This is a genomic window from Bradyrhizobium sp. GW821-FHT13H05, from assembly GCF_058804065.1.
In genome coordinates this window covers 673,268-685,601 of record NZ_JBXAPO010000003.1, presented here as the reverse complement: position 1 = coordinate 685,601, position 12,334 = coordinate 673,268, and the positions used below count along the sequence as shown (strand labels likewise).

13 protein-coding genes and 1 pseudogene are annotated in these 12,334 nt (G+C 62.6%); 7 read left to right on the top strand and 7 right to left on the bottom strand.

Features of this window, described 5'->3' with window-relative positions; all coding sequences use genetic code 11:
- Positions 1–96: 96 nt before the first annotated feature.
- Positions 97–492, top strand: coding sequence for a PaaI family thioesterase (locus tag AC1RR3_RS12095; RefSeq protein ID WP_492822672.1), 396 nt, complete (start codon positions 97–99; stop codon positions 490–492).
- A 51-nt stretch (positions 493–543) separates the two neighbouring features.
- Here the strand turns inward: AC1RR3_RS12095 and AC1RR3_RS12090 are convergent, their stop codons facing one another.
- Both AC1RR3_RS12090 and cysE read right to left on the bottom strand, forming a co-directional pair.
- Complete coding sequence (locus AC1RR3_RS12090; RefSeq protein WP_007602550.1) at positions 544–762, bottom strand: DUF3126 family protein; 219 nt, start codon at positions 760–762, stop codon at positions 544–546.
- A 167-nt stretch (positions 763–929) separates the two neighbouring features.
- Entirely contained in the window at positions 930–1,754 is an 825-nt protein-coding gene (cysE, locus tag AC1RR3_RS12085) for a serine O-acetyltransferase (protein WP_008140033.1), read from the bottom strand.
- 290 nt (positions 1,755–2,044) lie between these two features.
- On the opposite strand from cysE, the gene AC1RR3_RS12080 reads away from it, so the two are divergent.
- The 3 genes and pseudogenes from AC1RR3_RS12080 (at position 2,045) to AC1RR3_RS12070 (ending at position 5,167) form a co-directional block, all read left to right on the top strand.
- Positions 2,045–3,403, top strand: coding sequence for a hypothetical protein (locus tag AC1RR3_RS12080; RefSeq protein ID WP_492822669.1), 1,359 nt, complete (start codon positions 2,045–2,047; stop codon positions 3,401–3,403).
- Between the two features lie 123 nt (positions 3,404–3,526).
- Positions 3,527–4,816, top strand: a pseudogene (locus AC1RR3_RS12075) (serine hydrolase); the annotation flags it as partial.
- Between the two features lie 42 nt (positions 4,817–4,858).
- Complete coding sequence (locus AC1RR3_RS12070) at positions 4,859–5,167, top strand: ATP-dependent Clp protease adaptor ClpS (protein WP_492823151.1); 309 nt, start codon at positions 4,859–4,861, stop codon at positions 5,165–5,167.
- A gap of 68 nt (positions 5,168–5,235) precedes the next feature.
- On the opposite strand, the gene AC1RR3_RS12065 is transcribed toward AC1RR3_RS12070, so the two are convergent.
- The 3 genes from AC1RR3_RS12065 to AC1RR3_RS12055 all read right to left on the bottom strand — a co-directional run bounded on the left by AC1RR3_RS12065 (position 5,236) and on the right by AC1RR3_RS12055 (position 8,254).
- Entirely contained in the window at positions 5,236–5,448 is a 213-nt protein-coding gene (locus AC1RR3_RS12065) for a hypothetical protein (protein WP_492822667.1), read from the bottom strand.
- Between the two features lie 793 nt (positions 5,449–6,241).
- Entirely contained in the window at positions 6,242–6,997 is a 756-nt protein-coding gene (locus tag AC1RR3_RS12060) for an alpha/beta fold hydrolase (protein WP_492822665.1), read from the bottom strand.
- A 120-nt stretch (positions 6,998–7,117) separates the two neighbouring features.
- Entirely contained in the window at positions 7,118–8,254 is a 1,137-nt protein-coding gene (locus AC1RR3_RS12055; protein WP_492822663.1) for a hypothetical protein, read from the bottom strand.
- A gap of 305 nt (positions 8,255–8,559) precedes the next feature.
- Between AC1RR3_RS12055 and AC1RR3_RS12050 the strand changes: the two genes are divergently transcribed.
- The gene (locus AC1RR3_RS12050) at positions 8,560–8,805 is read left to right on the top strand and encodes a zinc-finger domain-containing protein (protein ID WP_007602543.1); all 246 of its coding nucleotides are present in this window, start codon (positions 8,560–8,562) and stop codon (positions 8,803–8,805) included.
- Positions 8,806–8,824: 19 nt separating this feature from the next.
- Positions 8,825–10,027 carry an FAD-dependent monooxygenase gene (locus AC1RR3_RS12045; protein ID WP_492822659.1) on the top strand — a complete coding sequence of 401 codons (1,203 nt, stop codon included), beginning with the start codon at positions 8,825–8,827 and terminating at the stop codon, positions 10,025–10,027.
- 21 nt (positions 10,028–10,048) lie between these two features.
- On the opposite strand, the gene AC1RR3_RS12040 is transcribed toward AC1RR3_RS12045, so the two are convergent.
- Complete coding sequence (locus tag AC1RR3_RS12040) at positions 10,049–10,471, bottom strand: twin-arginine translocation pathway signal (protein WP_492822657.1); 423 nt, start codon at positions 10,469–10,471, stop codon at positions 10,049–10,051.
- 246 nt (positions 10,472–10,717) lie between these two features.
- Between AC1RR3_RS12040 and AC1RR3_RS12035 the strand changes: the two genes are divergently transcribed.
- Positions 10,718–10,888: a hypothetical protein gene (locus tag AC1RR3_RS12035; protein WP_492822655.1), complete on the top strand. Its 171-nt coding sequence runs from the start codon at positions 10,718–10,720 to the stop codon at positions 10,886–10,888.
- Positions 10,889–11,325: 437 nt separating this feature from the next.
- Here the strand turns inward: AC1RR3_RS12035 and AC1RR3_RS12030 are convergent.
- Positions 11,326–12,334 (bottom strand): calcium-binding protein (locus AC1RR3_RS12030; RefSeq protein ID WP_492822653.1); only part of this gene is annotated, 1,009 nt, incomplete at its 5' end.

The following is a 12,334-nucleotide window of genomic DNA, read 5'->3' as shown; positions in this document are numbered from 1 at the left end:
CAAGCCTCGGCAGCATCGAGCATTTTCGTATTTTTCGAAGTTCGACTTGACCCGTCGGGCAAAACAGGAGCATGATGCCATGATGGGGCGATCGACTTGAACGATGCGGCAGCAGGTCTCCCACCCGGTGCCCAGTTGCTGGGGCGGGAATGGCTTGGCTTCGACGAGAGCGGGCATGCGCTGATCCGCTTCCAGGCTCAGCCGGCTTTCACCAACAGGCACGGGACGATCCAGGGCGGATTTCTGGCAGCGATGCTGGACTCCGCCACCGGGATTTGCGCGCTCGCTGCGTTATCGCCTGAGCTGACCGTGGTCACGAAGAGCCTCGATACGCGCTTCCTGAAGCCCGCAACGGTCGGACTGATCACGGCGCGAGCACGGGTCATCGAGCGGACGGAGCGCGACATGGTCGTGCAAGCCGACCTCGTCGATGCAGAGGGCATCACTGTCGCCGATGCCACGGCGCGGCTGCGCATTCTTGCAAGGAAATAGAATGACGGGGTCGCGGCGCGCGCGGCCCCGTTGAGCGACACGATCGCCGCACTATTCCTGATCGACGAGATCGTCTTCGAGGATCGCCATCTGGAACTGGAACGAACGATCATCGTCCTCGTCGTCGACGAACAGCACGCCGATGAACTCCTCGCCGATATAGACCTCGGCAGAATCGTCCTTCTTGGGCCGCGGCACGACGCGGATCTTGGGATTGCCGAATACGCGCTTCAAATACGCGTCGAGCTTCCTTACTTCCTTGACGTCCACGGCAAGTCTCCAATCGAAATCTGGGTTGGCGGGGTTTTAGGACGAGACGCGACGAACCGCCAGCATCAATTGCCAAAGAATTTGGGGACGACCAGGACCGGGGAATCCGGCCCTGTCAAAAGCTCAGAGCCCCTATCAAAGCCCCATCCTGTCAAAGCCCCACCTTGTCAAAGCCCCATGGCGTTGATCATCTGATCCATGGTGCGCGACGGTTCGGCGCAGCCGGCCTCGCCGACGATCTTGGCGGGCACGCCCGCGACCGTGACATTGTGCGGCACCGGCTTGACCACGACCGAGCCGGCGGCGATGCGCGCGCAATGGCCGATCTCGATATTGCCGAGGATTTTTGCGCCGGCGCCGATCAGCACGCCGTGGCGGATCTTCGGATGACGGTCCTCGTTCTCCTTGCCGGTACCACCGAGCGTGACGCCGTGCAGGATCGAGACGTCGTCCTCGATGACAGCGGTTTCACCGCAGACGAAACCGGTGGCATGGTCGAGAAAGATGCCGCGGCCGATGCGCGCGGCGGGATTGATGTCGGTCTGGAACACCGCGGAGGCGCGGCTCTGCAGATAATACGCAAAGTCCTTGCGGCCCTTCAGCCAGAGCCAGTGCGCGAGGCGATGGGTCTGGATGGCGTGAAAACCCTTGAAGTAGAGCAAGGGATCGATGAAGCGCGAGGTCGCGGGATCACGGTCGTAGACGGCGACGAGATCGGCGCGGAAGGCGTTGCCGAGATCGGGGTCGTCGCGCAGCGCCTCGTCAAAGGTCTGACGCACCAGATCGCCCGACAGCGCGGCGTGATCGAGGCGATCAGCAACGCGATGGACCACCGAATCTTCCAGGCGGCTGTGATGCAGCACCGTTGAATAGATGAAGGTCGCAAGCTCGGGCTCGCGGTGGACGATGTCCTCCGCTTCGCCGCGGATCCGATCCCAGATCGGATCGAGCGAGGCGAGCTTTCCTCCCGGATTGACCTGATGCACTGCCATGGATTTTCTCTCTGGGATCTGCTCTTTCGAATGAGCGCGTTTTGCGGGTTCTATAGCACAGTCTAGGCGACAAAGTCCTGACGGGCTTGCCTGAGAGTGAACAGCACCTTGCCCCGCGGGGGCACGCCAACACGTTGAAACACAACAGTTTCTTCTGACGCCCCCAGGCGGCAAGGTCGGCTAAAAATGGTCAGGCTTTTGGCAAATTCAAGCCGGGCGGCGTCAAACTATTGGTGAATTCTCCCCCAACCCTTATTGCGGGCATGGTCGCCAGCGACGACGGAGCGGATTTGACCACCACCACCGACCATTTGCGCGCGCGCGCCGCTGATACCTTCTGGCTGCGGCTCGCCGCTCTGGCTCTGCCCCTCCTGATGATCGCGCCGGCACTCTGGAACAGCTATCCGCTGTTGCAATGGGATACCGGCGGTTATCTGGCGCGCTGGTACGAGGGTTATCTCGTCCCCAGCCGCTCCACCGTGTTCGGCCTCTATCTGCATTATGGCGAGAGCTCTGGTTTCTGGATCAATCTCGCGGTCCAGTCGCTGGCGACGTTGTGGCTGCTCCAGCTCACCTTGCGCGTGCTCTCGATGATGCAGACGTTCCGCTTCGTCGCGATCAGCCTGCTGCTGATCCTGTCGACTGCGCTGCCCTGGCTTGCGAGCATGCTGCTCACCGACATCTTCGCAGGGCTGTCGATCCTGTCGCTGTTTCTCCTGGTCGTTGGGGCACAGCGCACATCACCGCTCGAAAAAATCTCGCTGTTCGTCTTCACCGCCTTTGCCGCCGCGACCCACAGCGCCACGCTCGGGGTGCTGCTCGGGCTTTGCGCCGCCGGCTGGACGATGCGGCCATTCCTGGGCGCGCGCCTGCCGCTGGCCGGACTGGCGCAGGCGAGCCTGACCATTGTGGTGGGCGGCCTGATGCTGGTGTCGGCAAACCACGCGCTATCGGGCAAATGGGCCTGGACACCCGGCGGCACCGGCGTCGCCTTCGGCCGCATGATGCAGGACGGCATCGTCGCACGCTTTCTCAATGACCACTGCCCGCGCGAGAACTTCAAGCTCTGTCCCTATCGCAACCAATTGCCGGCGACCGCCGACGAGTTCCTGTGGGGCCACAGCATGTTCAACACGCTCGGCCGCTTCGAGGGCATGGACGACGAGATGGGCACCATCGTCGTGCAATCGCTCGCCGACTATCCGGCCTGGCAGGCCGGCGCGGCGCTGCGGGCGGTGGGGCAGCAATTGCTGCATGTGGCGACCGGCGAAGGCACCAATGGCTGGATCCCGCACACCCGCGGCATCATCGAGCGCTACATCCCCGCCCAGGCCGCGCCGATGCGCGCGGCGCGGCAGCAGAACTGGCAGCTCGACTTCACCGCGATCAACTGGCTGCACGTGCCGGTGGCGCTGGCCTCGATGCTGGCACTGGTCGCACTGCTCGGCAACGCTCTCGCGAGCCGCCGGCTCGACGATTTGACCTTGCTGGCGGCGACCGTGACGCTGGCGCTGCTCGGCAACGCCTTCATCTGCGCCGTGATCTCCGGCCCGCACGACCGCTACGGCGCGCGGATGGTGTGGGTTGCGACCTTCGTGGTGCTGATGGCGGTGGGGCGGCGGTTTGGGGATGACGGCAAGGCGGGATGAGATTGGGGTGAGCATCGTCGCGCTTGGCTTCGCCCGAGCAGCGATCGCTTTCATCGAAAAGGAACATCCAGAAATGACTCGGCGCTCAACAGCCTGCCCGCGTCGGCAAAGAACCAGAGTAGCATGTCGTCGCGCTGCGCGATCCGACGACATTGCGCCATAGGGGTAGGCTCCATGAAGAGCACATCAGCGGACATCGCACTCCTGCCGAAGCGGGTCGAAAAGGCAGCACAGGAACGGATTGAGGCAGGCACTTACCAGACCCTCGTGTTCGCCATCGCGGATGGCGACATGAGCGAGGTTGTGGCCTTCGGCAAACTCGATGATGGCAACGCGCCTGATGGCGAAACAGTCTACGAAATCGGCTCGATCACGAAGACCTTCACGGCTACACTCTTGGCGCAAGCAATCCTGTCGGACCGGTTGACGCTCGACACGCCGGTGGCAGAACTTTTGGCGGACTTCAAAATCCCGTCCCGCGACGACAGAGCCATTACGCTCGGCGACCTTGCCACGCATCAGTCAGGCTTACCGCGAATGCCATCTAACTTCACGCCACAGGACCCAGCCAATCCCTATGCCGACTACGACGCGGCGAAGATGAATGTGTTTCTTGCGGGATACCAACTCCCACGCGATCCGGGGGCCTCGTACGAATATTCTAATCTGGGATATGGGCTCTTGGGCCATGCGCTTGCCCAGTCCGGGGCCACCACCTATGACGCACTCATCAGCGACAGCATTCTGAAACCGCTCGGCATGACAATGACCGGCACGGCGTTCACGGCCGCAATGCGTGCTCATCTCGCTCCTGGTCACGACGACCAAGGCAAGGTGGTAAAGAACTGGGACCTGGGCGCATTGGCAGGAGCTGGCGCCCTCCGTTCCACGGCTCATGACATGCTGCGCTATCTGAAGGCCAACATGGGCATCGGTGAGCCGGTATTGGCCGCCGCGATGAACTTCGCGCAACAGCCGCGCGGTGACACCGCGAAAGTCGGCCTGGCGTGGACGAAGACCGATAAGGGAATCGTCTGGCACAACGGCGGAACCGGTGGCTACCGAAGCTTTTTCGGTTTCACAGCTGATCGGAAACGAGGAGTTGTCGTTCTAACCAATACGTTTGCGGATCCTGATGATCTGGGATTCGCCACGCTGGATTCCGATGCACCGCTTTCGCCGGCATATAAGGCAATCGTCCTTCCCGGTGCGTCACTTGATGAATATGTCGGGACCTACGAGTTGGCCGAGAACTTCCTGCTGTACCTGCGTCGGATTAACAACGGGCTTTATGCGCGGGCCACAGGACAAGGCGCGTTCCCGATTTTTCCGTGGGCGCCCAATGAGTTTTTCGCCAAGGTCGCCGGGATCAGCATGACATTTACGCGTAATCTCGAGGGCGCGATCGACGGACTTGTCTTGCACCAGAATGGTGACCGCGCCGCGCCGAAACGAATTGAGGCGAAGGACACCGAACCTCACAACGGCTCCGACATGGTCTCGGAACTGCTGAGTGAGGTACAGCTTCTGAATGATGATGCGACGCCGATGGAGTTCGTGATTTTCATATTGGAGTGGGTGTTCGGCAAAGACCGTGAGACAGCAACGCGGATCACGCTTGAGATTCATGAGAAGGGTGTCGGTACATGCGGCATCTACCGCCACGACGTCGCTGATGCCAAGATGACAGAGGTGTCCGAGCTGGCACACCAGCACGGCCATCCACTGCAATGCGTACGCGAGCGAATTGCGTCCGCCGGTTAATTTCCCGAGCGCGTAGCAACCATTAAGTCGGGACGGCATTTTCGCGCCAGGAAATCTTCCGATGAGGGTCAGTCTTTCATGCCATCCAGACCGGGATGATCTTTGTAGATGTTGTCCTGAAGCACGGTGTCTATCCGAGCGATGATATCGCCCACCGATGTCCTCAATCCCAGAAACTCATCTGTTGGAGAGGCGTCTTTGGCGAGCGTGAGCGCCAGGGACATCTCCTCAATGGCCCGCTCTACGTGCTGTTTAAATCGTGCGGCTGATTTTGCGTCCATAGAACCATCTCACGGGTATAGGGCTTGCCTTGCAAATTGCAGCATACCTGCCTTTCGACCAAAAAGCCTTCCAAATGGCTAGAGCACGACTGCTCCGTTAGTGGTCCTTCGGCGAAGTGGCAGCATCGCTCCACCTGGTCCGCTTATGAGGCATGCGGACAAGATTTGCTCGGGCTGAGCTCTTCATATTCTTGCCCCTTAGCGGAAATTAACGATGTGCAGTCAAGATGCCGAACATGCACCGCGAATGGCTTCGTCAGCTGCCCTATTTGGTTCACACCAACAGAGAACTCGGCCTAATGCTGAGAGGGACGAAGCCCCTCGCATATTTCATGGATGTCGTTGGTGATGAGCCAGACATCTGTATTCGATATTGGCGGCTGTTCGATAGGCATGTTGCTGTAGGCCGGCTGATAAGACACGAAGTGATTGAACCGTGCCCTGACCTGCCGCAGCTCAAATACCGGAGGCTATTCTACGCCTTACCGGGCCACGAGTGGCGGGTTGATGCAATGCTTACGCTTCTGAGCGAGCCCGGAGCTTGGTCCGACAACCGCGAAAGGCGGTTTGGCGAGTTGCTTGGCTACGAGGCGTGGCAGAATGACTATTGGCTAACCCACCGCCGTTCGCTTGCGGACGATTAGTCATCGTCCGCTGATGGGAGCGGACCGAAAACTTTTCGCTGATCGCCAATCCCTTAGCAGACTTCAGATTTCTGCGCATTCTTGAAGGAGTGGATGGCTGCCCCGAAGGGGTAGACGCCCCCTGACCTCATCGCCTCAGACAACGAACCTCAGCCGCGGCGTGAGAGGAAGTCGAGTACGCCCGACTTGTAGACCTTGTCGCCGACCGCGCGCATGTGGTCGCGGTTCGGAATGTCGAGCACTTCGGAGCCCGGAATGATGGCGCCGAGTGCGCTGGCAGAGCCCGCGACGTCGTCGGTCGAGCCGACTGCGATCAGCACGGGCACGTCGATGCGCGCAGCTTGCTCTTTCGTCATCAGCTCGCGCGTGCCGCGCAGGCACGCGGCAAGCGCCACGCGGTCCGAGCGGGTCTGATCGGCAAACGCGCGAAAGGTGCGTCCGACGGGATCGGTGACGTCGTCGAGCGAAGGCGCTTCCAGTGCCTTGGCGACGTTCTCGCCGGGTCCGCTGCCCTCGATCAGGCCGCCGATGCCGATGCCGCCGAGGATCGCCGAGCGCAGGCGCTGCGGTTCGTTCAGGGCGAGCCAGGCCGTCATCCGGCCCCCCATCGAATAGCCCATGATGTCGGCCTGCGGGATCGCGAGATGATCCATCAGCGCCAGCACGTCGCCGGCCATGGTGGGAATGGAATATTGCGCGGGTTCGTAGAGTTTTGCGCTTTCGCCGTGGCCGCGATTGTCGAGCGCAATCACACGGCGGCCGTTCTTGCGCAGCTCCGAGACCCAGGTCGGATAGACCCAGTTCACGTTCTTGCTGGAGGCAAAACCGTGCACCAGGATGATCGGATCGCCCTCGCCTTCGTCGAGATAGGCAATTTCAACGGCGCCGTTGTGAAAGCTCGGCATCATCAGTTCCGCAAGTCGTTGTGGGGAGAGGTTGATCTTAGAGCATGATCCGGAAAAGTGTGCAGCGGTTTTCCGGCAGGATCATGCTCAAACTATAACCTGAAGCGCGATGATCGCGCTTCAGGCGGTCAGCGCCGCGTCCGCCAGAGCGGCTTCGGCTGCGATTTGCGCCCGGCGCAGCCGCCGCGCCCGTCTGCGATCGCACCAGGCTTGCGTCAGGCGCTCGGTGGTGGCTTTAATCGAGGATAACAGGCCGAACAGCGTCAGTGCCGCCCCGAACAGCCAGAGCGCCAGATCGAACGCGCCGCCAATCAGCAGCAGCGCGCCGCGACCAAGCAGCTTCATGATCGCGCGGGTCTTGCTGCCTTGCGCCTCCGCAAGCCGGGCCGCGCGCGCGACGTCCTTGGGGCCTTCGGCAATGCGCAACGTATCCATGGCGCCGCGCGTGCCGGTCTTCTCGGCAACGCGCGTCACGTCCTTGCCGAGCCGAACCAGCGCACCGGCCTTCTCCGCACGGAACGCTGCCTTGATCGCGCTCACGGTCTCGCCTGGGCGAAACACCGAACCCTTGGCGACCGCGTTCTGAAGCATCGGCGCGTCCACCACCTCGCGCGCGGACCGGCCGGCCCATGCCGCAAGCCCCTCACCGAGCCGCCCCACCTTGCGGGCGTCCTTGACCAAGGTCAGCCCGGCGCGCACGGGCGCAGCGCCTCCGACCGACACATAGGTCACGGCGGTCACCGCAAGGCCGGCAGTTGCAAGGCCGAGCACGAGGCGATCGGTCTCCTCGCCCATCGCCAGGTGCTTGCCCTCGCGCACGACGTCCCTGACGTCGCCGATCACGAAGAGATCGCCGGCCACCGTTCCGGACAGGCTCGCGACGTCGTCGGCGGTACCGGTCACGAGTCCGGTGGCAAACCGTTTGGCGAAGTGCGAGCTGGAATTTTCGTCCTTGACCGCGTCGCTCACGCGATTGAGCAGGTCGTCGGACAGCGCGATGTTGCGCTCGCGCGCCAGCGCAACAAAACTGTCGGCGAGATCGGCGTCGCCCGCGGCGAGGGCTGCCTCGATATTGTCCTGCACCAGATGGTCGTTCTGCCGCAGCAGCGCGTCGAGCCTGAGCTCGGACAGCGCGGCCGGATCGTCCTGGGCGGCGAGGATCGCGCCGGCTTCACGGGCCTGCGGCGCTACCTGCGCGAGCAGGAAGCTGCATGCGGCAATACCGGTCAACGCTGTGCTGATTCGCAGCCACTTCATGCTGAAAGCCCGGACGGTCCTTGAGATCCTGCGCCTGATGATTCGTCTTTCGTCGCAAATGCGCTCGTCCACAGACATAGTATGCCCAAATTGCGACACAACGTCCCCGACGAAAGAAGGGCTTCTCTCAGGCGGCAAGATTGTGTCGAATTTGCATGAGCAAATGAGCATGGGGCAATGCGGACCTTTCGGTTCCACTGGACTAGCAATCACCCGTACCCCCCAGTATGGTCCGCGGCGTCGCAAAAGATACCGCGTCAGCGTTGATTGTGTCTGCCGCCACTGCCACTCCAGGATGAGTTACGATGTCCGACCATGTCGTCCCGCACTTCCATAACGATGCCGGCGTGCCCGTCATCGAGATCGGCTCGCAAGAGTTCATGTGCGTGGGCGCCAACCCTCCGTTCGATCATCCGCACGTCTTCCTCGACCTCGGCAACGACAACGAGATCATCTGCCCCTACTGCTCGACGCTGTACCGCTTCGCGGCGGACCTGAAGGCCGGCGAAGCCCGTCCGCCGGAATGCGTCCTGAAGGACAAGGTGGCCTGACCGCGTCCATCGGTCAGGGGTGGCGCTCTCCCGAACGATTGTCATCGCCGGAGCCGGCATCGGTGGACTGACGGCCGCGCTTGCGCTTGCGGCCCGTGGCTTCCGCATCGTCGTGCTGGAAAAGGCCGAGCGGCTCGAGGACGTCGGCGCCGGCCTGCAACTCTCCCCCAATGCCAGCCGCGTGCTGGTCGAGCTTGGCCTTGCCGAACGGCTCAAGCTGCGTGCCGTCGTCCCGGAAGCGGTCTCGATCATGAGCGCGCGGGCCGGCGGCGAACTGCTGCGCATGCCGCTCGGTGACACCGCCTCCGCGCGGGCCGGCGCCCCCTATTGGGTCGTGCACCGCGCCGATTTGCAATCCGCCCTCGCCGGCGCCGTTGCCGACCATCCCGATATCGACCTGAAGCTGGGTGCAACCTTCGAAGACGTCGCGCCTCACGCCAAGGGACTGACGGTGGTCCATCGCAGCGGCACGATCCGCCGCAGCGATCTCGCCAGCGCGCTGATCGGCGCCGACGGCATCTGGTCAACGGTCCGCCAGCATCTGTTTCCCGAGGTGCGGCCGCGCTTCTCCGGGCTGATCGCCTGGCGCGGCACGCTCGACGCCACGCAATTGCCGAAGGATTTTACCGCCCGGCGGGTGCAGCTCTGGATGGGCCCGAACGCCCATCTCGTTGCCTATCCGATCGCGGGTGGGCGCCAGATCAACGTGGTCGCGGTGCTGCCGGGCACCTGGAACAGGCCGGGCTGGAGCACGCCGGGCGATGCGCTGGAGGTGATGGACGCCTTCGCCGCGCCGCGCTGGCCGCCGGCGGCGCGGATGATGCTGTCCACGGTCGACAGCTGGCGCAAATGGGCGCTGTTCGGCGTGCCCGACGGCTGCCCCTGGAGCAACGGCCCGGTCGCGCTGCTCGGCGACGCCGTGCATGCGATGCTGCCCTTCGCCGCGCAAGGCGCCGGCATGGCGATCGAGGATGCCGCCGTGCTGGCGCAGCATTTGAGCCTGGAGACCACCGAGAGCACCGCTGATATCACCGCGGCGCTGAAGCAATATGGCCGTGCACGACAGGCGCGGGTGCGCCGTGTGCAGCGGACCGCGCGGCAGCAGGGCCGCATCTATCATCTCAAGGGGCCGCTCGCGATCGCGCGCGACGTTGCGATCCGCGCGCTCGGCCCGGACCGCATGCTGGCGCGGCAGGACTGGATCTACGGCTGGCGCGTCTGAGACGAACGCAGCCGTATAGACTCAGTGATTGGTGCCGCCTGATTTTGGGGCGGGCTTGATGTCCGGCCGCTGCGGAGCCGAGGACACCGGCGCAGCATTCGGCGGCGTCTCCCGGCACCTATTGCGGCGCCAGGCGTCATCGGCCAGCTGCGCCCGCCCGCGCACCGCGACGTAGTCGTTGCGATAGGCAAGCTCGGACACGACGGCACCGCCGGTCCCGGTCTCGGCCTTCTCCATCAGCTTCTGCAACTCGGCGGTGCGGTTGGCGAGCGACTTGCGCTCGGTCTCGAGCTGCTTGCAGTCGTACAATTCGTATGCCGCGGGATCGGCAAACGCCGGGGCGACCGTCTCGCTCAAGCCGGCACAGCCGGACAGCCCCGCGCCCGCGAGCAGCACAACAAGCGCGCCGCAACAGCGCAGCGGTGAGAAAAGCGAAGCAGCCATATCGGATGAATAGTCCCCGTGGATTGAGAATGCCTAAAGCAGCAACAGATGTCCGGATTGAGGCTTTGCCTTGTGCGGCCGGCTCGCTCAAGGAAGAACCACCCACCCGGCCCGCAAGGCGCCAATTCCAGACGGCCGGTGATGGACTTAAGTGTTTGATCTCGTTGGATCAAGCGGCACGCTTCCTTGACAGCCTGCGACACACCGACATCCTGCTTCCGCCTGACGGAGGGTGCCGACATTGACATGCTGGCTAAGAGCTGCCGGACCAGTGTGGAGATGATCGAGAAGTACTCCGCCGTCCACCTGAAGGACGTGCTGGACGCCGGCGCCATCAACGTGCGCAAGAAGAGGCTTCCGAAGAAGGACGTGGCGGAAATCCGCCGAGGCAAGCTGGGAGACCCTGCGCTAGTCTGATCAAACCGTGTGCGGAATCGCCTGTATTCTCTTTGCCTTAGGCTATTTGCGCCGTATAGATGAGCCGATGCGGGCGTGGCGGAACTGGTAGACGCATCGGACTTAAGCCATTGAGTGCCCTGGGGGAAACCTTGGGAGCAGAACTGCTCAAAGTCGGGGAAACCTTCACTGGCAATCCCGAGCCAAGCCCCCGCCCGGGGGAAGGTGTAGAGACTAGACGGGCAGCACCTACAGCGGACACCCGCCAGGGTGAAGGGATAGTCCAGACCACGAACGCCGGATGGGCGGCGGCGAAAGCCGAAGTGGTAAGAAAATCCGTGGGGCCGCAAGGCCTGTGCCGGTTCGAGTCCGGCCGCCCGCACCAGTCCAAACCAGGGGGCGATGAATATTGCGGTCGGGACGCCACGCCCCGAAAGGACGTGGCTTAATCGTCGACTTTACGCATGCCATGACGCGGCCACCGCGTTCTGGAGCACGGCATCGTTCGGCAGAGCCTGGATGCTCGGGTTGGTCGGATCGAACCCTGTATTATTTGCCGAATACGTCGCCATTGCCTGCACGAGCTGCGAGATCTGACTATCGATCTTGAGGCCGCCGGCGGTGATCTCCTGGAGCGCGCCCGAACTTCCCGAGAACCAGTTGCTAATCGTGGTACTCGTGTTCGTCCCAAGAAGATCGATCTTCAGGTCGTTGCCCGATTGCTCGAACCAAAGGTTCTCATCCGTGACGTTACCGAGGACATCGATCTCATTCTTCGAACCGGTCGCAGATGACAGGTTGATCTGGGCCTGACCGGTGCTTGTGGTGACTTGATAGACATTGCTTCGCGCTCCGCCATAGGCCGTCTCAGCCCCCGAGCCGAGCTGGAAGATGTTCGAGCCATAGTCATTGCCTGTGAGCGTGGTGTTGGCCGTGCTCCCCGCCCAAGTGAATGTTGACGTTGCATCGAGGATGTTGGAACGGCTCCAGTTGGCGCCATTGGCGAACTGCACGTGTGTCAGGCCCTGGATCTGACTGCCATTCCCCCAGAACTGGAAGAAGGCCTGGAACGAGTCGCCGGTCGAAGCGACCGTCATCGTCATGGAATCGCCGCTGCGCGTGAATTGGGCATCCCAGGGATTGATGTCGAGCAGAACCAGCGTGTCGTCGCGGTTATAGCCCGAGCTGGGATTGTCGAGCGTATCGTGACCGGCCCCTTTGTAGAAAACGATCGTATCGGAGCCGTTGTCGCGGACACTGAGGCTGTCGTTGCCCGCGCCCGGGTCGACGGTCACACCGTCGGAAGGCAATCCGATCGAATCGTTGCCGGAAGTGCCGCGAATCCACGCGTTTGATGTGATCGCAGTCCGGTCCCAAACGGTGCCGTCGGCGAACTTGATACTGCCAAGGCCGTAGGTGTTGCCGTAGAATTGCCAGAGCACGGTGAAGCTGTCGCCGGTGGACGGT

Bases quoted from the DNA above. Each gene is read 5' to 3' on its own strand.
- cysE (WP_008140033.1), bottom strand. From the start codon at position 1,754: ATGGCAGTGCATCAGGTCAATCCGGGAGGAAAGCTCGCCTCGCTCGAT.
- AC1RR3_RS12065 (WP_492822667.1), bottom strand. From the start codon at position 5,448: ATGGACGCAAAATCAGCCGCACGATTTAAACAGCACGTAGAGCGGGCC.
- AC1RR3_RS12060 (WP_492822665.1), bottom strand. From the start codon at position 6,997: ATGCCGAGCTTTCACAACGGCGCCGTTGAAATTGCCTATCTCGACGAA.
- AC1RR3_RS12055 (WP_492822663.1), bottom strand. From the start codon at position 8,254: ATGAAGTGGCTGCGAATCAGCACAGCGTTGACCGGTATTGCCGCATGC.
- AC1RR3_RS12050 (WP_007602543.1), top strand. From the start codon at position 8,560: ATGTCCGACCATGTCGTCCCGCACTTCCATAACGATGCCGGCGTGCCC.
- AC1RR3_RS12040 (WP_492822657.1), bottom strand. From the start codon at position 10,471: ATGGCTGCTTCGCTTTTCTCACCGCTGCGCTGTTGCGGCGCGCTTGTT.
- AC1RR3_RS12035 (WP_492822655.1), top strand. From the start codon at position 10,718: ATGCTGGCTAAGAGCTGCCGGACCAGTGTGGAGATGATCGAGAAGTAC.